Below are 21,052 nucleotides of genomic sequence, written 5' to 3'. Positions count from 1 at the left end.
GATCCGTCAGCTCGTCGAGGACACCCGCAGGGGAGGGGAGGCCGTTATCCTCGTGGACGGAGACCACATGGCCACGATCGAGGATGTCCGCGCGCTGGGGTCGACGCTGGAGCGGTCTTACGAGGTGCTCGTGCGGGGTCGCCTCAAGTTCCGGGTCGCGCAGCTGGTCTACGTCGCGTTCTCGCTGGATGAGCGCACGATGGAGTTCGCCTTCCCGAAAGAGATGCGGGAGGGCCTCGTCGGCGGTCAACCCGAGAAGTTCCGGCTGCCGTCGCCGTCAGACCTCAGGTTCCACTGGGTGAGTTCCGACCTCGCTGCACTCGCTCCGGATGAGGCACGGGAGCTCGTCGTCGACGCGTGGCGCATGGTCGTGCCGCAGAAGCTCTCACGTGCCTATGACCTGGCGCATCCGAACGGTCCAGGCTGAGCGCATCGTCGCGCGTAGCGAAAAACCCCAGGTGGGGAGGGTCTCATCTGATACCGGAGTCTCGCCGCCTGAAATCGAGCTGACATAATGTGCATTATCGGCTATACCCGATCGGATGCCGCATACCGCTCTCAGAGCCCCTTCCGGCCTCGATCGCATCAAGAGGGGCTGCCGCCGGCATCCACCGTCCCCGAGCCGTCGCGACACGGCGAACTGCGCGAGCACGACGCAGATACCGCCGTGACGTAACGACGTCTCAGAATCACACGACCCACGCGCCGTCACGCATCAGCACCCTGCCGGCCAGCTCGTTCGACTCGCGCCACGCCTGGATGCGCGTCGGCCGCAGCACGAGGTAGACATAGCCGTCCAGGCCGCGCGGATCCCAGTCCGCCTGCGCCGCATACGCCTCGCCGATGGCACCGTCGTCGTCGAGGGGCGTCGAGCGCTCCACTTCGACGTCGATGAGCGCGAGGTCCCGCGTGGGACCGACGGCGAGACGTGCCACGCCGGACGATCCGAGATTGCGCGCCGTGACGGATGCCGCGGCCAGTGCGATCACCGCGCGGTCGTCGATCCACGCCAACGACAGCGGCACGAGATGCGGTCCTCCGTCCGGCGACGCCGTCGCGACCCACGCGTCGGCGGCGGGCGCCATCAGCGCCGTCATGAGATCGGCCTTGCGGGTCGCACGATCGCGTGGTTCAGGCATCCGACTCCCCTGTCTGTTCAGCGAGCCAGTCTGTCAGACGGCGCCACACGATTCACGCCCAGGGAACGATTTCTCTAGGCTCGAAGCATGCTGGAGTCGCTCACCGGGTTCGTCGTGGTGGGCGTGGCGATCCTCGTGGGCTGGATCCTCGGCCGCATCGACCTGCTCGGCGAGCATGCACGACCGGTCCTGGCCCGGCTCACGTTCTTCGTGCTCTCGCCGTTCCTGCTGTTCACGGTGCTGTCGCAGGCGGACGTGCACACGCTGTTCTCGTCGCTGCTTCCGGTCTCGGCGATCGCCGCCGTCGCCGTGATCGTCGTGTACGCGCTCATCGCACGGTTCGGGTTCCGCCGCTCGGTCGGCGAGACGGTCATCGGAGCCCTCAGCGCCGGCCAGGTCAACTCGAACAACATCGGCATCCCGCTGTCGCTGTACCTGCTCGGCAGCGCGGCGTACCCGGCGCCCGTGATCCTCATGCAGCTGCTGCTGTTCACGCCGATCACGATGGCGATCCTGGATGCCGTCACCACCGCGCGCACGTCGCTCTGGCGCTCCGTGACCCGGGTGGCGACGAACCCGATCGTGCTGGGATCGGTGCTGGGGACGCTGGTGTCGGTGCTGGGGATCGAGCTGCCGCCGGTCGTCCTGCAGCCGGCGCTGCTCATCGCGAACGCCTGCGTGCCGGTGCTGCTGATCGCCTACGGCATCTCGCTGCACGGTCAGCGCGTGCTCGGCGCATCCGGACACCGCCGCGACATCGTGCTGGCGACGATCCTGAAGCTCGTGGCGATGCCGCTCATCGCGTGGGCGGTCGCGGAGTTCGTGTTCGGCCTCAGCGCGCACGACGTCCTCGTGGTCACCGTGCTCGCGGCGCTCCCGACGGCGCAGAACGTCTTCAACTACTCGCAGCGCTACGACATCGGCGAGACGATCTCGCGCGACACGGTGTTCCTCACCACGATCGGCTGCGTCCCGGTGCTGATCCTCATCACGCTGCTGCTGGGCTGACTCCCCCGGCGGCGCTCACTCCCGAACGATCTCGTGCAGCACGCCGAGGATCAGCCGCACGCCCCGCTCGTCCCGCAGCACGGTGAACAGGGTGTGCGTGCAGGATCGGCAGCGGATGATCGCCGCCGCCTCGTCGAGCTCGACGACGGTCTCGGCGAACGGCGCGGCCGCCCCGCAGCCGCCGCACACCCCGACGAGTGCCGTGACGTCCGTGCCGAAGACATCCCACAGCATTCCGGCGGCCGCGTTGCCGTCTACCGTGCTCGTCGCGTTCTCCGCCCGCATCATGCACCTCCGAACCGTTCCGTCTTGATCCGCTCGGGTGCGTGCCCGAGCTCGACGAGCGCGTCGGCGACGTGCTCGACGAACCCCGTCGGACCGCACACGTACACGATCGGCTGCCGCTCGGGCGCCCACACCGCGGCGCGCAGCGCGTCGGCGTCGATCCTGCCGACGCTCCCCTGCCAGCCGTCGGGCGCCGTCCGCGTGTAGCGCCACGTGACCGCCACTCCCCCGTCCACGGCGCCGCGTTCCAGCTCATCGCGATATATCGCGTCTCCCGCCGTTCGCACGGAGTAGAGCAGACGGAGGGATGCCGCGGCCCCGGCATCCCTCGCAGCCCTCGCGATCGCCACCAGCGGGACGATCCCCGACCCGCCCGCGATGAGCTGCACCGGCTCCCCTCCCCCGGCCCGCCACACGAAGTAGCCGCCGAGCGGCCCCTTGATCTCCAGCTCGTCGCCGGGCAGCACATCCCGCACGAGATAGGGCGACACCTCGCCGTCGGGAATCTCGTCGACAGCGAGCTCGATCGTGTCGGAAGGCCCGTACGAGCCGAGCGAGTACGACCGCACCGCCTGATAGCCGTCCTCCGCAGTCAAGCGGACATCGACGTGCTGGCCGGCCTCGCTGCCGGGCCAGCCAGGCACCGTGACGCGCAGCACGCGCGCCGACGGCGTGACGTCGGCGACCTCGACCACGCGTGCAGCGCTCCAGCCGCCGACGGTCACCAATATCGCTCCTCGGTCCACGGGTCGCCGTGCATGTTGTACCCGTTCTGCTCCCAGAACCCGGGCTCGTCGTCCTCCATGAGGGTGAGGCCGCGGACCCACTTCGCGCTCTTCCAGAAGTACAGGTGCGGCACGAGGAGCCGCGCCGGCCCGCCGTGCTCGGGGTCGAGCGGCTCGCCGTCGAACTCGTAGGCGATCCACGCCTGGCCGTCGCGCAGCTCGTCGAGCGGGATGTTCGTCGTGTATCCGCCGTAGGAGTGCGCCATCGCGTACGCGGCCTCGGTGTCGACCGTCGCCAGCAGCGTGTCGAGCGAGACGCCTCGCCAGGAGGTGCCGAGCTTCGACCAGCGGGTCACGCAGTGGATGTCGGTGTGCACGTCCTCCGACGGCAGGGCGAGGAACTCGTCCCACGTCCACGACACCTCAGACCCCGCCTCGCTGCGGATGCCGAAGCGCCACGCGTCGGTCTCGATGCGCGGCGTGGGCCCGGCCGACAGCACCGGGAAGTCCTCGGTCAGGTACTGCCCCGGTGGCAGGTGCGGATCACTGTCTCGGCGTCGAGCGCCGAATCCTCTGGAGATGACGGCCATGAACGCTGTTTTACACCCCGCGGCCGGTCGTCGCAGTCATGTTCGACGTGGGGTCTAAGCTTTAGCCGCATTCCATTCAGGAAACTTTCAGAAAGGCACCCCTCATGTCCACCGCATCCGAGGCCGAGAAGTCGGCCGTCAACGGAATCCGCACCGCGCTCGGCATCGGCGGCGTCCTCGCGCTCATCGTCGGCATCCTGATCCTGGTCTGGCCGGGCAAGACCGCAGCGGTCGTCACCGCGATCATCGCGATCTACGCCATCGCCGCGGGTCTCGTGTACGCCGGGCTCGGCATCTTCTCCAAGACCAAGGGCGGGTGGGCGCGCGTCGGCCACATCGTCCTGGGAATCCTGTTCATCATCGCCGGCGTCGTGGCGCTGTTCAACCTCGCCGCCTCGACCGCGTGGCTCGCGCTGTTCATCGGCATCCTCGTCGGCATCATGTGGATCGTCGAGGGCATCGTCGCGCTGTCGACGCTCGGTGACGCGGCGTCGAAGGGCTGGTCGATCTTCTTCGCCATCCTGAGCATCATCGCGGGCATCATCGTGCTGTTCTCGCCGGTCTGGGGCACGATCGTGCTCTGGTGGATCCTGGGCATCTCGCTCATCGTCCTCGGCATCATCAACATCGTTCGCGCCTTCACCTTCAAGGGCGACCTCTGATCCGAGGCTGAACGACAGAAGGCCCCGGGAGCATCCGCTCCCGGGGCCTTCTCGTATCGATCGTCAGCCGCCGACCGGCAGGTGGCGTGCCCACCAGTCCAGCACGGCATCGAAGCGCTCGACGCGGTGCCGCGGCTGGCCCGACCGCGTGAGCTCGTGGTTCTCACCGGGGAACACCAGCATCTCTGCCTCGGTGCCCTGGCGCTTGAGCGCCGAGTAGTACCGGGTCGCCTGCTCCAGCGGGCACCGGAAGTCCAGCTCGGAGTGCATCACCAGCGTCGGGGTCGTCACCTGGCCGACGACGGCCATGGGGCTCTGGCGGGCGATGTCATCCGCCGAGACCCCGACGTACTCGTCGCCGAAGAACGACCCGATGTCGCTCGTGCCCTGGAACGAAACTGGCTCGAGGAAGCCGCGTTCGACGATCGCGCCGGCGAAGCGGTGGTCGTGCGCGATGACCCACGCGGTGAGGTAGCCGCCGTACGAGCCGCCCTGGACGCCCACCCGATCGCCGTCGAGCCGCTCGTCCGCCGCGATCGCGCCCTCGAGGAAGTCGATGACGTCGGCGAAGTCGACGGTGCCCATCTGCTGACGGATGCTGCGACCGTGCGCGGGACCGTACCCGGCGGAGCCGCGCGGGTTCGAGTAGACGACGGCATACCCGGCGTCGACCAGCACCTGCGTCTCGTCGAACAGGTGCACGCCGTAGGTCGCGAACGGCCCGCCGTGGATCTGCAGGATTACGGGGAACGGCCCCTCACCCTCGGGCGTGGCGACCCAGCCGTGGACGGGATAGCCGTCGCGGCCGGTCACGGTGAGCTCGCGCGGGATCGAGATCCCGGATGCCACGGCCTCCGCTCCGAAGCCGGTCAGGGTGCGCGCAGCGCCGCCATCGACGAGCACCAGCTCGCCGAACGAGTCGGGGCGCGCAACGGCGGCGACGACGCGCTCGCCGGCCGCGGCGTGTCCGCCGACCTCGAGGTCGCCGCCCAGCACCTCCGACACGGCGCCGTCGCGTGAGACGCGGAGCAGGCGCACGCGGCCGCGCGTGCCGTCGTGGGCGAGGAAGTCGTCGCCGTCCGCGCTGAGGTGACCTTCGCCGAGGTACACGTCGTCGGCGTCGGTGAGGCGTCGCGGACCGGCGGTCTCCAGCAGCCACAGTCCGACTCCCGGTGCGACGAAGTCGCGGCCGTCGCCGACCTCATGACCGAGCACCGCGACCGCACCGTCGTCGGCGACGGCGATGTCGAACAGCGACAGTCCGGCGTCCACGCCGAGCACTTCGCGCTCGCCCGAGCCGTCGACCGCGATCGCGACGATGCGCGTGCGCAGGTCGCGCACCGCGGACTCGATCTCGTCGGTCGCGGTGAGCAGTTCCCGGCCGTCGGCTGAGAACACCAGTCCGGCGTGCGAGGTCGTGCCTTCGGTGAGCTGCTGCGCCTCGGCGGCCACGACGGTCTTCTTCGGCGGCGGCGCATCGTCGTCGCGAACGGCGGCGGCCGGCTCGTAGAACGGCTCGGCCGCCACGTCCGGGGCGGCGATGACGAAGAGGTGCGAGGGGCGGTCGCCGATGTAGCCCAGGCCGTTGGCGTGCCAGCGGATGCCGGTGATGTGCCGCGGCGACTCGGCCGCGGCATCCAATCCCTCGACGCTGCCGTAGCGGCCCTTCTCGGGGACGCGAGCGAGGAACGCGATCGAGGCGCCGTCCGGCGACCACGCATAGTCCTCGATGCCGAGGACGGCCTCCGTCGCCTGCACCGGTTCGCCGCCGCCGGCGGGGATCACGTGCACCTGCGGCTTGCCCTTCGCGTCGCCGCGGACGAATGCCAGGCGCGTGCCGTCGGGCGACAGCCGCGGCGCGCCGTCGGCGGTGCCCCGCGTGAGTCGGCGAGGCGTGCCCTCGGGCAGGTCGACGCGCCACACCTGGCCGACGCCGCGGTTGGCGGCGATGTCGGGGCGCGACGTCGCGAACACGGCGAACGACCCGTCCCGGGCGATGTCGGGGCGCGAGACCGAGACCAGCGTCTCGATGTCAGTGGCGCGCATCGGTCACTCCACTCCGAACGACGACACGTCGCCGATGAGGCGCGTGTTGTCGGCCGGGACCGGCTCGTGCGCGGCTGCGGCCACCTCGGCGGCGAACTCCGACACGTTGTAGAGCTTGCCCGCGTCCTCGCGGCGTGCCGCGATGGCGCCCGGGTTGGCGCGCTCGAGGAGCGTCGCCGTGATGGTGCCCTCGATCATGTCGCCCGACACGACGACGAACTCGACCCCGCGGTCGGTGAGCGCCGGGATGCGCTCGCGCAGGGCGTCCTCGCCGGCGCGCTTGGACAGCGCGACCGGCTCGTACTCGGGCATCGTCGGGGTGGTGCGGATGAAGTGGGCCTGGTGGCTCGTCACGAACACCACGCGCGAGCCCTCGCCGAGGAGCGGCAGCGCCGTCTCGAGCACGTTCACCTGAGCGTCGCGGTTGAGCTTGAGGGCGTAATCCTCGGCCATGCCGGACTCCATGCCGCCCGAGGCGTTCAGCACCAGGATGTCGAGCCCGCCGAACGCCCGCTGCACCTCGTCGAACATCGCCTGGACGGATGCCTCGTCGGTGAGGTCCGCGCCCACGACAAGGGTCTGCACGCCGAGCTCGCGCAGCTCGCGCGCGAGCTTCTCGGCGCGCGGGGCCTTGTTGCGGTAGTTGATGACGACGTTCGCGCCGGCCTCGGCGAGGTAGCGCGCGGTGTCGGCGCCGATGCCTCGTGACGAGCCGGTGACGAGGGCGGTCTTGCCGCTCAGCGAACCAGCAGGAATCGGGGTGGAAGTCTCAGTCACGCAACGACCCTACCTGCTAGGTTCGAGGCAAGAGGAGGCGCACCGTGGAGCTCATCCAGACCATCGAGCAATGGGCGTGGATCGGCTGGCTCGTCCTGATCCTCGTCTTCCTCGTCATCGAGATGCTCACGCTCGATTTCACGTTCCTGATGCTGTCGATCGGCGGGCTCGCCGGACTCGGCGCAGACCTGCTCGGCGCCCCGATCTGGCTGCAGGTGATCATCGCCGCTGCGGCCGGCGCCCTACTGATCCTGTTCCTTCGGCCGCCGCTGCTGCGGCGCCTTCGACGGGGCGAGGATCCCACACCGTCGAACGTGGATCGGCTCATCGGCCTCACCGGCACGGTCGTCTCGACCGTGGGGGCCCACAGCGGGCAGGTCAAGCTCGTCAACGGAGATGTGTGGACGGCCCGCGCGGAGCGCGGCGACCTCGAACCCGGCACCCGCATCCTGGTCAGCCGCATCGACGGTGCCACCGCGATCGTGCGCACCCCCGAATCGCTCAACCCCGCTGAGGAGCCCCACCTGTGAACGACTCCATCATCCCCACCGCGATCGGGTGGATCCTCGCGATCGCGGTCTTCATCTTCGTGCTGGTCGTCATCTTCCGGTCGATCCGCATCATCCCGCAGGCGAGCGCCGGGATCGTGGAGCGCCTCGGCCGCTATCACAAGACCCTCTCCCCCGGACTGAACCTCCTGGTGCCGTTCATCGACCGGCTCCGCCCGCTGATCGACATGCGCGAACAGGTGGTCTCCTTCCCGCCGCAGCCCGTGATCACCGAAGACAACCTCGTCGTGTCGATCGACACCGTCGTCTACTTCCAGGTGACCGACGCGCGCGCAGCGACGTATGAGATCGCGAACTATCTCGGCGCCGTCGAACAGCTCACCACCACCACGCTCCGCAACGTGGTCGGCGGCCTGAACCTCGAAGAGGCTCTCACCAGCCGCGACAACATCAACGGGCAGCTGCGCGTCGTGCTCGACGAGGCGACCGGCAAGTGGGGCATCCGCGTGGGTCGCGTCGAGCTCAAGGCGATCGACCCGCCCCTGTCGATCCAGGACTCGATGGAGAAGCAGATGCGCGCCGAGCGCGACCGCCGCGCCGCGATCCTGACGGCCGAGGGCTCGAAGCAGTCGCAGATCCTCGAGGCCGAGGGCCGCCGGCAGGCCGAGATCCTCCGGGCCGAGGGCGACAAGCAGGCGGCCGTGCTGCGCGCTCAGGGCGAGGCCGAGGCCATCCAGACCGTCTTCGACGCCATCCACTCGGGCAACCCCGACGACAAGCTGCTCGCGTACCAGTACCTGCAGACGCTCCCGAAGATCGCCGACAGCGCATCGAGCAAGCTCTGGATCATCCCGAGCGAGTTCACGGAGGCGCTCAAGGGTCTGTCCGGCTCGTTCGCAGGGGTGATGGCGGATGCCGCCGGCAAGGGCCGCGCGTCTGGCACAGGCGCTTCGGCGTCCGCGGGCGCCGTGACCCGGAGCACCGACCCCGCGTCGTGATCCAGCCGCTGTGACCCATCCCTGGTTCGCCGGTGAGGCGAGACCGCGCGTCCTCGCGCACCGCGGTCTGGTGACGCCCGAGGCGGCGGCGAGCGGCATCGTCGAGAACTCGTTCGCGGCGGTCGCCGCCGCGCACTCGGCGGGCGCCACGTACGTCGAGTCGGACTGCCACCTCACCGCCGACGGAACGGTCGTGCTGTTCCACGACGAGGACCTGTCGCGCGTGACCGGCGATCCCCGCCGGATCGCCGAGGTCACCGTCTCCGAGCTCGAGAGGCTCATGGCCGACCGCGGCGGGCTGATCACCCTCGCCCAGGCGCTCGACGCCTTCCCGACGGTGCGATTCAACCTCGACGTGAAGGCGAGGGATGCCGCCACCGCCGTCGGGACGACCGTCGCACCGTTCGGCGCCCGCGTCCTCGTCGCCAGCTTCTCGGACGATCGGAGGCGCGCGGCCCTGGCGGCCGCAGCGGCGGCGGGCCGCGGCATCCCTCCCGCGACGTCGGCCGGGTCGGGGACGATCGCGCGGCTTCTCGCGGCGCTGTCGATCCGGTCGGATCGGCTCGTGGCGCCTGCGCTGCGCGGTGTCGACGCGCTCCAGCTGCCTGAGCGTCAGGGGCGGATCCGGATCGTGACGCCGCGGCTCCTCGCCGCCGCGCACCGTCACGATGTCGAGGTCCATGTGTGGACCGTGAACGATCCCGCCGACATGCGCCGGCTGGTCGCGCTGGGCGTCGACGGCATCGTCACCGATCGGGCCGACATCGCCCTCGAGGTGCTCCTTTAGCACACGGGGATGGCGGGCGTCCTTCCCCGCTGTGCATCCACTGTGAAAGGTCGTTGAACGGGCCCGCTTCGGATGATCCGCTCAGGTCACTTCGTTATACCTGTACAGCGACGAGAGGACCACAAAATGGCAGACCGCAGCCTGCGCGGCATCCGACTCGGCGCCCAGAGCCTACAGAGCGAAGAGGGCGTCGTTTTCCATGAGCGTGCACAGCACATCTACACGTGTTCGACGTGCGGACGCGACACGACCCTGACTTTCGCGGCTGACGCCGAGGTCCCCCCGGCCTGGGAGTGCCGCACGTGTGGCGCCGAGGCGCTCCTGCGCGTCGGCGAGGGCACGGCGACGGTCGACCACTCGGGCGACAAGACGCCCCGCAGCCACTGGGACATGCTCCTGGAGCGCCGCACCATCCCCGAGCTCGAAGAGCTCCTCGAAGAGCGCCTCGCCTATCTGCGTGCGCGCCGCGGCGGAGAAGACGCCGCGAAGCTCAGCGCCTGACGCTCAGTCGATACCTGCGACGCCGGTCCCTTCGGGGGCCGGCGATTTCGCGTTGCGCCGGCGCCCCAGGACGCCGACCGTCAGCAGCGCGGCGACAGCGCCCCACACCAGCAGCAGCTGGATGCCGGCGCCGGCGAACACCGCGGGCGTGAGCCCGGTGCGCAGCGGCACGTCCTCGAGCATGTGTCCTGCCGTGTCGGCGGGGATGCCCGCGATCTCGGACCCGTCCGGAGCGATGATCTGACTTGTGCCGACCGTGGAGATGTTGACCACCGAGCGCCCGGTCTCGACCGCCCGCATGCGTGCGAACGCGAGCTGCTGCAGGTTCTCGTCGGTGCCGCGGAAGTCGGCGTTGTTCGTCTGGAACATGAAGACCTCGGCGCCGTCCTTCGCACCGTCCCACACCACGTCGTCGTAGATCACGTCGAAGCAGATCGCGAGACCGACGCCCACGCCGTCGACATCGAAGTACGGCCGCGCGCCGCCGGGCGTGTACTCGCGCTGGATCAGATCGATGAGGTCCGGCGCGAACAGCCGGTAGAACCCGCGATCGGGCACCCACTCCCCGAACGGGACGGGATGCCGCTTGTCGTACACGTCGACCGGGTTGTCGGCATCCTGCTCCCACAGCAGCGACGAGTTGAAGTACTCATCGCCGCGCTGCGTCACCGCCGCGACGACGAGCGGGGCGTCCATGCGAGCGGCCAGTTCGTCGAGGGTCCGCGCGGTGCTCTCGTTCATCGTCGGGTCGGAGTCCACGCCGCCCTCGGGCCACAGCAGCACGTCGACGTCCTCGCCGAACAGCGGGGCGGTCGCCGACAGCTGCGCGTTGAGCACATCGTTGCGGCTGCGCTCGTCGAAGTACCCGGCAGGGCCGTTGCCCTGGACGGCGGCGACGCGCATGGTGCCGGCATCCGTGGTCGGGAACTGCGGCAGGGCGAACAGCAGGACGATGAGCAGGACTGCGGGCAGCGGCGTGCGGAGGTCACGGAACCGGCCGAGGCGCACCCACTCGACGGCGGACGCGCACAGCATGACGATGAAGAACGACAGGCCCGCGACGCCGACCCAGGATGCGACGCTCGCGAGCGGGCTGTCGGCCTGCGTGATGCCCACCCGCCCCCACGGGAACCCGCCGTACGGCCACGTGCCCAGCAGCTGCTCCCGCAGCACCCACAGCGCCGCGACGAGCGCGGGAAGCGCCACCAGGCGCGCCCAGGCGCCGTTGCGCACGCGCGGCAGCCAGCGGTACGCCAGCGCGATGGGCACGGCGGCCACGGCCGTCAGCGCCGCCTCGAGGATCGACAGCGCGAGCCACGGCACCGGCCCGAGGTAGCGCGCCGTGAACGACACGTTCACGAGGAAGAACGCCAGGCCGAACACGAGGCCCACGAGCACCGCGCCCCACGCGCGACGCCCGATGAGGCTCACGAGCGTCAGCGGGATCGCGACGAACACCATGGGCCACCATGCCAGGGCAGGGAACGCCGTGGTCAGCGCCAGTCCGCCCGCTGCCGCCGCGATGACCGCGGCCCAGAGGGGAAGGAGCGGGCGCTCAAGAGCGGGGCGAGGCGGCGCGTCGGGCACGGCTTCCAGCCTAGGCGAGCCGCCTAGACGCCCGAGTACGCCACGATGCCGCGCCGCACCGCGTCGAGCGCCTTGCGCGCGGTCCCGGCGATCGGCTGATCCGCCACGATCGACAGCTGATCGAGCAGATCGATCGTCTGCTTCGACCAGCGCACGAAGTCCCCGGCCGCCATATCGGCCTCGACGAGCACGCGGTCGAGCGTCCCGCCCCGCGCCCACGAGTGCATGGCGCCGGAGAGACCGGCCGCGACCGGCTCGGAGCCGGGCAGCCGGTGTTCGCGCTCCAGGTCGTCGAGCTCCTGCCACAGGGTGAGTGTCGCGTCGAACGCGGTGCGGAACGCGCCTCGCGGAAGCCCGCGCTCCCCCGGGCCGCCGTCGTCCCGCCTCGGTTCGTATACCAGCGCGCACGCGAGAGCGGCCAGCGAGGCGGCATCCAGGTCCTTCCAGATGCCGCGACGCAGCGACTCGGCGACGAGCAGGTCCCGTTCGCCGTAGATGCGGCGCATGGTGCGCCCGGCCGGGGTCAGCGCAGTCGCGCCGTCGTCCGACACCGCCACGTATTCCAGGGCGGCGAGCACGTCGACGACGCGGTCGAAGATGCGGGCGACGGTGCCGGTGCGGGTCTCGATCTGGCGCCGCAGCTTGTCGACGTCGCGCTTCATTCGCCAGTAGCGCTCGGCCCACCGGGCGTGGTGCTCGCGGTCGGGGCAGGAGTGGCAGGGGTGGCGCTGCATCTGCTTGCGCAGGCTCGCGATGTGCCGCTGCCGCTCATCCCGCGTGCGGCGCGACGCGTTGGCGTCCTTGCGGTTCGTCTTCTCGAGGTCGCTCAGCTCGCGGCGGATGCGGGAGTACTCCGCGAAGTCGCCCCGGTCGCATGTCATCGCCTTGGCGTAACCAGCGAGCGACTCCTCGAGCTCGCGCACCTGCCGCGCGATGCCGACGACCGCTCGGTCGGCCTGGAACTGCGCGAACGAGGACTCCAGGATCTCGCGCGCCTTCGCGCGACCGAACTGGTCGATGAGGTTGACGGCCATGTTGTACGTCGGCCGGAAGCTGGAGTTGAGCGGATACGTGCGGCGCGACGCCAGTGCGGCGACCGCCTGCGGATCGAGCCCCTCGGTCCACTGGATGACCGCGTGTCCTTCGACGTCGATGCCCCGCCGCCCCGCCCGCCCGGTGAGCTGCGTGTACTCCCCCGATGTGATGGCGACGCGGGCTTCGCCGTTGAACTTCTCGAGCTTCTCGAGGACGACGGTGCGCGCGGGCATGTTGATGCCGAGCGCGAGCGTCTCGGTGGCGAACACGACCTTCACGAGCTTGCGCTGGAACAGCTCCTCGACGACCTCTTTGAATGCCGGCAGCAGGCCCGCGTGGTGCGAAGCCACACCGCGTTCGAGGTTGTCGCGCCACTCCCAGAAGCCGAGAACCGCGAGGTCCTCCTCGAGCAGCGTCCGCGTACGCTCCTCGACGACCTGACGGATCTCCTGCCGTTCCTCGGGCGACGTGAGCCGCACTCCGGCGCGTCGCACCTGCTGCACGGCGGCGTCGCACCCGACGCGACTGAAGATGAAGAAGATCGCCGGCAGCAGGTTCGCCCGTGACAGCAGCTCGACGACATCGGGCCGGTCCATCCGCTCGATGCGCTGGACGTTGGCAGAGCGGACCGGCCGTTTCATACCGCGGTTCGGACGTCGACGGGGCGCCTCGTACCCGCCGTGCCGCGCACTGTTGGCGGACTGCACACGGCGGTTGTTCTCGAAGTTGGAGCCCTTGAACGAGCGGATGCGCATGAGCTCCTGGTTGACCTGCGCGGTGGCAATGCCTGCGCGGTCGTCGAAGAGCGGCAGCAGATCGCCGCGCACGAGGACGTGCTGCTCCAGCGGCACCGGACGCGTCTCCGACACGATGACCTCGGTGTCTCCGCGGACGGTGTCGAGCCAGTCGCCGAACTCCTCGGCGTTCGACACGGTCGCCGACAGCGACACGAGCCGCACGCTGGGCGCGAGGTGGATGATGACCTCTTCCCACACCGCGCCGCGGAACCGGTCGGCGAGATAGTGCACCTCGTCCATGACGACGTATCGCAGCCCGCGCAGCGCCGGCGAATCGGCGTACAGCATGTTGCGCAGCACCTCGGTCGTCATGACGACCACGCGGGCGTTGCCGTTGATGTTGGTGTCGCCGGTGAGCAAGCCCACCTCGTCGACGCCGTACACCTCCTGCAGTTCGCGGAACTTCTGGTTCGACAGCGCCTTCATCGGCGTCGTGTAGAAGGCCTTGTCACCCGGCTCTCGCATCGCGAGGTGCACGGCGAACTCGCCCACGATGGTCTTGCCGGCCCCCGTCGGTGCGGCGACCAGGACACTGCGGCCCTCTTCGAGGGCGCGGCATCCCTCCAGCTGGAACGGGTCGAGATCGAACGGCTGGGATGCCGCGAACGCAGCCGTCAGCGGATGTGTGCGGCCGCGGCGCGCCGAATCGCTCGCGCGCGCGTAGCGCTCGGCGGGGGCGGGATCGCTCACGAGACCTCGGGCGGCAGGAGTTTGGCGTTGCGCTTCGCCTTACGGCGGTCGAACAGCATCGACAGCCCCACTGCGGCGAAGTACAGCACGCACAGGATGCCGGCCAGCAGCAGCATCGACGTGACATCGGCCGCAGGGGTCGCCGCCGCGGCGAACACCGTGATGACGATGATCGCGACACGCCACCCCTTGAGGATGCCGCGCCCGGACACCACACCGGCGAGGTTCAGCGCCACGAGGAACACGGGCGTGACGAACGACACCCCGATCACCAGCAGCAGCTTGAAGACGAAGTCGTAGTAGGTCGCGTAGTCGTAGAACTGCGCGATGCCCTGCCCGTTCGGCACGAAGTTGGCCATGAGCACCACCATGTGCGGCATGATCAGCCAGCCGACGTAGAGTCCCGCGCAGAACAGCGGGATGGCGGCGGCGAGGAAGCCGACCGTGTAGCGGACCTCCTTGCGCGTGAGGCCGGGCATGATGAACGCCCAGATCTGCCACAGCCACACCGGCGCCGAGATCAGCAGGCCGATCGCGAACGCGATGCGCATGTGCAGATCGAAGCCGCTGGAGACGGTCGTGAAGTTGAGCGCCGTGTACTCCCGGCCGGCTTCGCTGGCGATCTGCTCGATCGGCTGCGACAACAGATCGATGACCGTGCCGCTGATGATGAACGCCACGATCATGCCGACGATCAGTCCGGCGGCGGCGATGAAGAGGCGCTTGCGCAGCTCGAGCAGGTGCTCCCTGAGCGACATGCGCGTATCGCGCCGAGGCTGCTCAGGCTCCTCGATGCGCGGTGGTTCCGTGGTGACCACGGCAGGTCAGGAGGACGTGTCTGAGGTGCTGCTCGAGCTCGCGGGGGCGTCTGCTGCGGGGGTCTCGGGCGCGGCGTTGTCGACCTTGGCGGCCTTCGCGGTCGCGTCGTCGTCCTTCATCGCCTTCATCTCGCCCCGGAAGACCCGGGCGGACTGACCGACGCTCTTGGCGAGTGCCGGGAGCTTGGCGGCCCCGAACAGGAGCAGGATCACCGCGAGGATGATCAGAAGATGCGGCCATCCGAATGCGCCCATGCGGAATCTCCTTGTCGGTGCGGCTGTGGGTCCAGTGTAACCCGCTGGGAACCGGTGCGAACCGCTTTCAGCGGTACTGTGCGAGTCCGGCCTCGGCCCATTCGGCGACCGCGCGTCGCGCGGCGGGGGGCTCGAGCACCTCGACGACGCTGCTGCGGCGCGCCGCCAGGCGGCGCAGGCTCAGCTCGTCGGCGACGCGCATGGTCGCCACCGTCATGCCGTCGGCCGTGTCGAGCACAGCGCGGTCGAGGTAGTCGCCCAGCAGCGGAGCGGCGGCCTCGGGGAACCGCACGCGTGCGACCACCTCGCCGGCGTCCGTGTCGAACCACGCCGGTGCGGGCTCTTCCGCGTGCGTGCTGCGGATGCCGGTCAGCTCGAGGTCGCTCACCCGGTCCAGGTGGAACGTGCGCATCGCCTCGCGCAGGTGGCACCAGCCCTGCAGGTACCACTGGCCGCTCGCGATGTGCACCTTCACCGGATCGACGGTACGGGTCGTGGGGGCGGCATCCGGAGCCTTGTACGTGAACGAGACGGCCACGTGGCGGCGCAGCGCATCGGCGACCAGGTCGCGTACCGCGTCGACGGGCTCGGGAGCCAGGATGACCTCCGCCGGCGTGGCCGACGCGCCGCGCGCGAGCTTGGCGAGCAGGCCGGCGTACAGTTCGGTGTCGCCGACTCCCGGGATCGACCGCGCCAGCTGCAGCCCCGCGAGCAGTGCGGCCGCCTCGCGCGCCGTGAGCTTGGGTGCCCGCTCCAGGCCGACGGCGTTCGTGATGACGATGAGGTCCCGCTCGTCGAGCAGGTCCCAGTCGATGTCGAACAGATCGTTGGCCATCTGCCAGTACCCGCGATCGCCGGGCAGGCCGATGACGGTGAGCTTCTCGACCATCGATCGCATCTGCGCCGGCGTCACGTCGAACTCCGCTGCGGCCTCGACCAGCGAGACCTCGCCCTTGCCGATCAGGTACGGCACGAGCTGGAGCATGAGGGCGGCGCGATCGGTCGCCACCAGCGGGCGAGGACTCATGCGACACCTCCGTGAGCCTCGCGGGTGGCCGCGAGGCGGTCGATCACCCGGTCGCGCAGATCCGCCGGCGCGACGACACGCACTTCAGGCCCGTACGAGGCGAGCTCGTCCGCGAAGATGTGCACGTCGACGTACGGCACGCGGATGCCCTGCTCGGCGGGTGTCGCCCGGCGCGCGAGGCGCAATGCGGCCTCGGTGCCGGGATTCACCTCGAGCAGCGCGCTGTTGCGGGCGGCGACGGCTTCGAGACCCGCGAGCGCGCGTTCGCCGGCACCTTCGCGCAGCGCCGGGTCGAACGACCCGCGAGCCTGCACGACCGGGCCGACGACGCGCGACAGCAGGAACGTGCGGTCGGCGTGCACGTCGAGGTCGATGCCGAACACGTGCCAGCGCGCCTCGTACTCGACGAGGGCCAGCGGCTGGATGCGCCGGACGCGCGGTGCGCTCTCGCCCGGCTTGAGGTACGGGAAGGTCACCACTCTGGTGGCGTCGATCGCCTGATGCAGCGCGGGGAATGCGGGGTCGCGCGGGTTCAGCTGCGGCGAGAAGCCGATGATGGGCTCGTCGACGAGGTCGCCGAGCGCACGGATCTTGCGCAGGCCGCTGCGCGCATCGTCCGACATGGAGCTCTCGCTCCACACTCCCCCGGCCAGGTTCAGCAGGGCCAGCTCCGCGGGAGTGAAGTCGATGTCTTCGGGCAGCTCGTACTCCGCGCTCGGCACGCGGTACCGGGCTTCGCGGAGATCGTCGGGGTCGGCCCAGTCGCCGATCGTCTCGATCGGCACGCCGAGCCCGCGCAGCGACTCCTTGTCGCGCTCGAACATCTTCTCGAGCGCGTCCTTGGACGCGCCCGCCTCGCTCTGCTCGCGGTAGCCCGCGACGGACGTCAGGATCGTGTCCTTGGTCAGGCCTTGATCGGTCGCGATGAGGGCCACCACGAGGTTGAGCAGACGCTCCTCGGGCGGGATCTTCGCGGCGGCGGTGGCAGGCACCCGCCTATCCTATGGCCGGGCCGGAGCCCGGTCTCGGACGCGCCGGATCAGCCTTGGTCGGATGCCGGCGCCTCGGCGTCGAGACCGAGGATGTCGATCACGAACACCAGCGTCGAGTTCGCAGGGATCGACGCCTTCTCCTCGTCGCCGTAACCCTGGCTGGGCGGGATCACGACCATCACCTGCGAGCCGACGGTCTGACCTTCGAGCGCCTTCGCGAATCCGGGCACGACGCCGTCGAGCGTCACGGAGGCGCCTGAGCCGTCCCACGTGGTGTCGAAGGCCTCGTCGGCGCCCCACACGACGCCGGTGTAGTGCACGCGCACGGGCTGGTCGCCGGTGACCTTCTCGCCGTCGCCCTTGATGAGCGTCTGGATCACGAGATCCTTCGGCGCGGGCGTGCCGCTCGGGATCGTGATGCCGGGGCGGCCGCCCGGGGCGCGGACGACGCTGGGCAGGCCGAAGCCGCTGTTGAACTGCAGCGCGCCGGTGGCGGACGCCAGGTACACCTTGTGGACGTCCAGAACTGCGACGACCGAGTCGTCGGCGGCGAGCTGGAAGCTCGACGCGACGTCGGCCCCGAGGTCGTCGGGCGAGAGGGCGACCGCCACGCGGGAGCCGGCCGTCGCGCACTCGAGCGCCGTCTCGAAGCCCGGGAAGTTGGTCGCCCACTGCGACGGAGAGGTCACGCGGGACAAGTCGCCGTCATACGCGGTGGCGACGATCGGGTCGCCCGTCGCGCCGCTGAACAGCGACACGTCCATCACCATCAGCTGGTCGTCCGAGGTGATCGCCGTGCCGTCACCGGTCACCACGTCCTCGTACCCGAGGTGCGATGCGTGCAGCGGCGTGTACACGTCGACCTTCGGCTCGCTGTCGGTGTCGCCCGTGACGTCGATGAGCTTCATCACGTCGGGGTTGGCCACCGGGGTCCGCGAGCAGTCTGCGGACGAGGAGCTCGAAAGCGAGCATCCGGTGAGGCCGACGGTCACCAGGCCCAGGACGACGAGGGCAACGGGGATCTTGCGCACCGGAACAGTCTAGGCGGTGCGCCCGGCGTCTTCCGTGCCGCCCTCCTCATGCGTCGCGCTCTCACCCTGCGCACCCGCCGCGGCGAGGCGCGCGCCCTCGGCGGCGCGCTCGGCCTCCCGCACGCGCTTGCGGAGGTTCTTGTCGGTGATCTGACGGTCGCCGACGGCGCCGGGGGTCCACAGCTCCACGTCCTCGTCGCCGTAGCTCGACTTCGACGCGCGGCGCTTGACCTCGGGCGGCACGGCACCGGGAGCGAGCCGGCGCGCCCACACGAGGAAGCCGGTGTGCGCCACCATGCGGTGGTCGGGCCGCACCGCGAGGCCCTCGACATGCCAGCCGCGCACCATCGTCTCGTTCGCGTCGGGCTCGGTGAACAGGCCGGTGGCACGGATGTATTCCGCGACGCGGCTCAGCTGCGTCGCGGTCGCGACGTAGCAGACCACGACGCCGCCGGGGGTGAGCGCGTCGGCCACGACGTCGATGCACTCCCAGGGCGCCAGCATGTCGAGCACGACGCGGTCCACGGACGCCTCGGCGACCGCCTGCGGGAGCTCCGTGGCGAGATCGCCCACCACGACGTCCCAGTTGGCAGGTGTGGCGCCGGTGAACGTCTCGACGTTGGCCTTCGCCACCGCGGCGAAGTCGTCACGGCGCTCGAACGACACCAGCCGCCCCTCGGGGCCGATCGCGCGCAGCAGCCACAGCGACAGCGCGCCGGATCCGACGCCGGCCTCGACGACCGTCGCCCCGGGGAAGATGTCGGCTTCGGCGAGGATCTGCGCGGCATCCTTCGGGTACACGATCGCCGCGCCGCGGGGCATCGACATGACGAAGTCGCGCAGCAGCGGTCGCAGCGCCAGATACTCGTGGCCGCCGCTGTTGGCGACGACGGAGCCGTCGGGCTGGCCGACGAGCTGCTCATGCTTGAGCACGCCGTGATGCGTGTGCAGCTCGCCGCCTTCACGGAGCGTGATCGTGTGCAGGCGGGCCTTGGGCCCGGTGAGCTGCACGCGGTCGCCGAGACGGAACGGGCCGCTCGGTCGGGTGGTCTCGTCGGTCATCGCGCGTTCTCCTCGGCGGTGGCGGTGTCACTCGCGCGCACACGGGCGCGGTGGGTCTGGTGGAAGACGGCGACGTCGTCGGCCGTACGGCCGTCCAGCGTCTCCCAGAGCGTGTGGGCGCCGGCCCCGGTGAGCGACACCATGAGCGGCACGCCGATCACCGACGCGCCCGAGGCGACGGCCGAGCGCAGCCCGTTGGGCGAGTCCTCGATCGCCACCGTCTCTTCGGGAGCGACCCCGAGCAGTTCGCACGCCTGCAGGTACGGGTCCGGGAACGGCTTCGGGCGGGTCGCGTCGTCGCCGGCGATGATGACGTCGAACGCCTCGAAGTCGATGAGGTCGACGACCGTCTGCGCCATGCGCCGCATCGACATCGTCACCAGCCCGGTCTTGACGCCGGCGGCGCGCAGGCTCGCGAGCAGCTCCCGTGCGCCGGGACGGAACGGGATGCCGGTCTCCGAGAGCTGGCGCATGACCTCCGAGGTGAGGTGGTCGATGATCGCGTCGGTGCTCATCCGCACCCCGGCGTCCTGCAGGATGCGGGCCGAGTCCTCCAGCCCCATCCCCACCAGGCCGAGTGCCTGCTCGTGCGACCAGGAGCCGCCGAAGCTCTCGATGAGAGGGGTCTCCGCGGCCATCCAGTAAGGCTCGGTGTCGACGAGGGTTCCGTCCATGTCCCACAGGACGGCGGCGAGACGAGGTGCATTCACCGTCCAATCCTACCCAGGGGGTCTCCGACCCTCCGGGGGACGAGAGGCCTATCCTGGAGTGAACCCGCAGCCGCTGCGGGTGAAGGGGGTCTCGTGGACGGACTGGGTCGCCGGGTGCTCGTCGCCGCGTTCGACGGGTGGAACGATGCGGGCGAAGCCGCGTCGTCCGCCATCGCTCAACTGCGGGACGGCGGCTCGTACGAGAGCGTGTTCTCGGTCGACCCCGAGCTGTACTTCGACTACCAGTACACGCGTCCGAGCGTCGAGATCGACGGCGAGGGCCGTCGCTCCCTGCGCTGGCCGGAGGCCACGCTGCTGCGTCCCACCCACGCGACGCGCGGAACCCAGCTCTGGCTGCTGACCGGCGTGGAGCCGGCACGCGCCTGGCAGGCGTTCTCGACCGAGCTCATCGACGTCGCGCTCCGCGAGGACATCACGGGCATGGTCGCGATCGGTTCGATGATGTCCGACGTCCCGCACACCCGGCCCATCTCGGTGTTCGCGGGCAGCGACAACGAGGTGCTCCGCGGCACGCTCGAGCTCGAGCGCAGCACTTACGAGGGCCCCGTCGGCATCCTGAGCGTGCTGGGCGACGCCGCAGAGCGGGCCGGCATCCCGACCGCGAGCCTGTGGGCCAGCGTCCCCCACTACGTCGCGGGCCACACGCCGTCGCCCAAGGCGACGCTCGCTCTCCTCGACAAGCTCGAAGACCTCACCGGTGCACCCGTGCCGCGCGGCGACCTCGCGACCGAGGCGGCGACGTGGGAGGCGACGATCGACGCCGCCGCGGCCGACGACGAGGAGATGACGGAGTACATCCACCAGCTCGAGCGCACGCGCGACACGTGGGACTCCCCCGAGGCCTCCGGCGATGCCATCGCCCAGGAGTTCGAGCGTTACCTGCGCCGCACCGACGGGCGTCCGGGCGACGGGCCGCAGAAGCCGGGTCGCGACGACCCGCGCTCCCCCGGCCGCTGATCGGATCCGGAAGGGACCGAGCCCCGTCGAAGCGTGCTTCGAC

General features: G+C 70.2%; 23 protein-coding genes. 8 read left to right on the top strand and 15 right to left on the bottom strand.

Annotated elements, in window-relative coordinates:
* Positions 1-67 precede the first annotated feature (67 nt).
* Positions 68-427, top strand: a complete 360-nt coding sequence (locus ACFWJ8_RS18735; protein ID WP_378814393.1) for an MmcQ/YjbR family DNA-binding protein — start codon at positions 68-70, stop codon at positions 425-427.
* A 262-nt stretch (positions 428-689) separates the two neighbouring features.
* Here the strand turns inward: ACFWJ8_RS18735 and ACFWJ8_RS18730 are convergent, their stop codons facing one another.
* Positions 690-1,139, bottom strand: a complete 450-nt coding sequence (locus tag ACFWJ8_RS18730; protein WP_378814391.1) for a pyridoxamine 5'-phosphate oxidase family protein — start codon at positions 1,137-1,139, stop codon at positions 690-692.
* Positions 1,140-1,226: 87 nt separating this feature from the next.
* Between ACFWJ8_RS18730 and ACFWJ8_RS18725 the strand changes: the two genes are divergently transcribed.
* Entirely contained in the window at positions 1,227-2,147 is a 921-nt protein-coding gene (locus ACFWJ8_RS18725; protein WP_378814389.1) for an AEC family transporter, read from the top strand.
* A gap of 15 nt (positions 2,148-2,162) precedes the next feature.
* On the opposite strand, the gene ACFWJ8_RS18720 is transcribed toward ACFWJ8_RS18725, so the two are convergent.
* From ACFWJ8_RS18720 to ACFWJ8_RS18710, 3 genes are read right to left on the bottom strand one after another with little or no spacing between them, the layout of a single operon-like run.
* Positions 2,163-2,435, bottom strand: a complete 273-nt coding sequence (locus ACFWJ8_RS18720) for a DUF6510 family protein (RefSeq protein ID WP_378814387.1) — start codon at positions 2,433-2,435, stop codon at positions 2,163-2,165.
* Complete coding sequence (locus ACFWJ8_RS18715; protein ID WP_378814385.1) at positions 2,432-3,157, bottom strand: ferredoxin reductase; 726 nt, start codon at positions 3,155-3,157, stop codon at positions 2,432-2,434. Before ACFWJ8_RS18715 ends, ACFWJ8_RS18720 begins: the two co-directional genes overlap by 4 nt.
* Positions 3,154-3,747, bottom strand: coding sequence for a sulfite oxidase-like oxidoreductase (locus ACFWJ8_RS18710; protein ID WP_378814383.1), 594 nt, complete (start codon positions 3,745-3,747; stop codon positions 3,154-3,156). The genes ACFWJ8_RS18715 and ACFWJ8_RS18710 overlap by 4 nt, the downstream gene beginning before the upstream one ends.
* 104 nt (positions 3,748-3,851) lie before the next feature.
* Between ACFWJ8_RS18710 and ACFWJ8_RS18705 the strand changes: the two genes are divergently transcribed.
* Complete coding sequence (locus tag ACFWJ8_RS18705) at positions 3,852-4,409, top strand: HdeD family acid-resistance protein (RefSeq protein ID WP_378814381.1); 558 nt, start codon at positions 3,852-3,854, stop codon at positions 4,407-4,409.
* A gap of 63 nt (positions 4,410-4,472) precedes the next feature.
* Here ACFWJ8_RS18705 and ACFWJ8_RS18700 read toward each other — a convergent pair whose 3' ends face one another.
* Positions 4,473-6,455 (bottom strand): prolyl oligopeptidase family serine peptidase, encoded by a 1,983-nt coding sequence (locus ACFWJ8_RS18700; RefSeq protein ID WP_378814379.1) that lies wholly within the window; start codon positions 6,453-6,455, stop codon positions 4,473-4,475.
* A gap of 3 nt (positions 6,456-6,458) precedes the next feature.
* The gene (locus tag ACFWJ8_RS18695; RefSeq protein WP_378814377.1) at positions 6,459-7,232 is read right to left on the bottom strand and encodes an SDR family oxidoreductase; all 774 of its coding nucleotides are present in this window, start codon (positions 7,230-7,232) and stop codon (positions 6,459-6,461) included.
* A gap of 44 nt (positions 7,233-7,276) precedes the next feature.
* Here ACFWJ8_RS18695 and ACFWJ8_RS18690 point away from each other — a divergent pair, with 44 nt between their 5' ends.
* The 4 genes from ACFWJ8_RS18690 to ACFWJ8_RS18675 all read left to right on the top strand — a co-directional run bounded on the left by ACFWJ8_RS18690 (position 7,277) and on the right by ACFWJ8_RS18675 (position 10,027).
* Positions 7,277-7,762: an NfeD family protein gene (locus ACFWJ8_RS18690; protein ID WP_378814375.1), complete on the top strand. Its 486-nt coding sequence runs from the start codon at positions 7,277-7,279 to the stop codon at positions 7,760-7,762.
* Entirely contained in the window at positions 7,759-8,739 is a 981-nt protein-coding gene (locus ACFWJ8_RS18685) for an SPFH domain-containing protein (RefSeq protein ID WP_378814374.1), read from the top strand. Before ACFWJ8_RS18690 ends, ACFWJ8_RS18685 begins: the two co-directional genes overlap by 4 nt.
* Positions 8,740-8,749: 10 nt before the next feature.
* Positions 8,750-9,526, top strand: coding sequence for a glycerophosphodiester phosphodiesterase family protein (locus ACFWJ8_RS18680; RefSeq protein ID WP_378814372.1), 777 nt, complete (start codon positions 8,750-8,752; stop codon positions 9,524-9,526).
* 126 nt (positions 9,527-9,652) lie between these two features.
* Positions 9,653-10,027, top strand: coding sequence for an RNA polymerase-binding protein RbpA (locus ACFWJ8_RS18675; protein WP_345543147.1), 375 nt, complete (start codon positions 9,653-9,655; stop codon positions 10,025-10,027).
* A gap of 3 nt (positions 10,028-10,030) precedes the next feature.
* On the opposite strand, the gene lnt is transcribed toward ACFWJ8_RS18675, so the two are convergent.
* The 9 genes from lnt to ACFWJ8_RS18630 form a co-directional block, all read right to left on the bottom strand.
* Entirely contained in the window at positions 10,031-11,614 is a 1,584-nt protein-coding gene (gene lnt / locus ACFWJ8_RS18670) for an apolipoprotein N-acyltransferase (protein ID WP_378814369.1), read from the bottom strand.
* A 23-nt stretch (positions 11,615-11,637) separates the two neighbouring features.
* On the bottom strand, positions 11,638-14,136 hold the full coding sequence (locus ACFWJ8_RS18665; RefSeq protein ID WP_378814368.1) for a DEAD/DEAH box helicase: 2,499 nt from the start codon (positions 14,134-14,136) through the stop codon (positions 11,638-11,640).
* On the bottom strand, positions 14,133-14,894 hold the full coding sequence (gene tatC, locus ACFWJ8_RS18660) for a twin-arginine translocase subunit TatC (RefSeq protein WP_378814367.1): 762 nt from the start codon (positions 14,892-14,894) through the stop codon (positions 14,133-14,135). The genes ACFWJ8_RS18665 and tatC overlap by 4 nt, the downstream gene beginning before the upstream one ends.
* Positions 14,895-14,960: 66 nt before the next feature.
* Positions 14,961-15,209 carry a twin-arginine translocase TatA/TatE family subunit gene (tatA, locus tag ACFWJ8_RS18655; protein ID WP_378814365.1) on the bottom strand — a complete coding sequence of 83 codons (249 nt, stop codon included), beginning with the start codon at positions 15,207-15,209 and terminating at the stop codon, positions 14,961-14,963.
* Between the two features lie 67 nt (positions 15,210-15,276).
* A complete protein-coding gene (locus tag ACFWJ8_RS18650; RefSeq protein ID WP_378814363.1) occupies positions 15,277-16,236 on the bottom strand; it encodes a helix-turn-helix transcriptional regulator in 960 nt (319 codons plus the stop codon).
* On the bottom strand, positions 16,233-17,228 hold the full coding sequence (locus tag ACFWJ8_RS18645; RefSeq protein ID WP_378814361.1) for a helix-turn-helix transcriptional regulator: 996 nt from the start codon (positions 17,226-17,228) through the stop codon (positions 16,233-16,235). The genes ACFWJ8_RS18650 and ACFWJ8_RS18645 overlap by 4 nt, the downstream gene beginning before the upstream one ends.
* Positions 17,229-17,275: 47 nt before the next feature.
* A complete protein-coding gene (locus ACFWJ8_RS18640; protein ID WP_378814359.1) occupies positions 17,276-18,259 on the bottom strand; it encodes an FKBP-type peptidyl-prolyl cis-trans isomerase in 984 nt (327 codons plus the stop codon).
* A 9-nt stretch (positions 18,260-18,268) separates the two neighbouring features.
* Complete coding sequence (locus ACFWJ8_RS18635; RefSeq protein ID WP_378814358.1) at positions 18,269-19,321, bottom strand: tRNA (adenine-N1)-methyltransferase; 1,053 nt, start codon at positions 19,319-19,321, stop codon at positions 18,269-18,271.
* Complete coding sequence (locus ACFWJ8_RS18630; RefSeq protein WP_378814356.1) at positions 19,318-20,031, bottom strand: HAD family hydrolase; 714 nt, start codon at positions 20,029-20,031, stop codon at positions 19,318-19,320. Before ACFWJ8_RS18630 ends, ACFWJ8_RS18635 begins: the two co-directional genes overlap by 4 nt.
* A 93-nt stretch (positions 20,032-20,124) precedes the next feature.
* Here ACFWJ8_RS18630 and ACFWJ8_RS18625 point away from each other — a divergent pair, with 93 nt between their 5' ends.
* A complete protein-coding gene (locus tag ACFWJ8_RS18625; RefSeq protein WP_378814354.1) occupies positions 20,125-21,009 on the top strand; it encodes a PAC2 family protein in 885 nt (294 codons plus the stop codon).
* Positions 21,010-21,052 lie beyond the last annotated feature (43 nt).

The organism is Microbacterium sp. NPDC058389, assembly GCF_042722305.1.
Lineage (GTDB): Bacteria > Actinomycetota > Actinomycetes > Actinomycetales > Microbacteriaceae > Microbacterium.
The sequence above is the reverse complement of the archived record's forward strand: the minus strand, read 5'-3'. Positions and strand labels throughout refer to the sequence as shown.

What these genes read in the sequence shown, in the direction of transcription:
- ACFWJ8_RS18725 (WP_378814389.1), top strand. Translation starts at nt 1,227, where the DNA reads ATGCTGGAGTCGCTCACCGGGTTCGTCGTGGTGGGCGTGGCGATCCTC.
- ACFWJ8_RS18705 (WP_378814381.1), top strand. Translation starts at nt 3,852, where the DNA reads ATGTCCACCGCATCCGAGGCCGAGAAGTCGGCCGTCAACGGAATCCGC.
- ACFWJ8_RS18650 (WP_378814363.1), bottom strand. Translation starts at nt 16,236, where the DNA reads ATGAGTCCTCGCCCGCTGGTGGCGACCGATCGCGCCGCCCTCATGCTC.
- ACFWJ8_RS18635 (WP_378814358.1), bottom strand. Translation starts at nt 19,321, where the DNA reads ATGACCGACGAGACCACCCGACCGAGCGGCCCGTTCCGTCTCGGCGAC.
- ACFWJ8_RS18735 (WP_378814393.1), top strand. Translation starts at nt 68, where the DNA reads ATGGCCACGATCGAGGATGTCCGCGCGCTGGGGTCGACGCTGGAGCGG.
- tatA (WP_378814365.1), bottom strand. Translation starts at nt 15,209, where the DNA reads ATGGGCGCATTCGGATGGCCGCATCTTCTGATCATCCTCGCGGTGATC.
- ACFWJ8_RS18675 (WP_345543147.1), top strand. Translation starts at nt 9,653, where the DNA reads ATGGCAGACCGCAGCCTGCGCGGCATCCGACTCGGCGCCCAGAGCCTA.
- tatC (WP_378814367.1), bottom strand. Translation starts at nt 14,894, where the DNA reads ATGTCGCTCAGGGAGCACCTGCTCGAGCTGCGCAAGCGCCTCTTCATC.
- ACFWJ8_RS18710 (WP_378814383.1), bottom strand. Translation starts at nt 3,747, where the DNA reads ATGGCCGTCATCTCCAGAGGATTCGGCGCTCGACGCCGAGACAGTGAT.
- ACFWJ8_RS18730 (WP_378814391.1), bottom strand. Translation starts at nt 1,139, where the DNA reads ATGCCTGAACCACGCGATCGTGCGACCCGCAAGGCCGATCTCATGACG.
- ACFWJ8_RS18700 (WP_378814379.1), bottom strand. Translation starts at nt 6,455, where the DNA reads ATGCGCGCCACTGACATCGAGACGCTGGTCTCGGTCTCGCGCCCCGAC.
- ACFWJ8_RS18720 (WP_378814387.1), bottom strand. Translation starts at nt 2,435, where the DNA reads ATGATGCGGGCGGAGAACGCGACGAGCACGGTAGACGGCAACGCGGCC.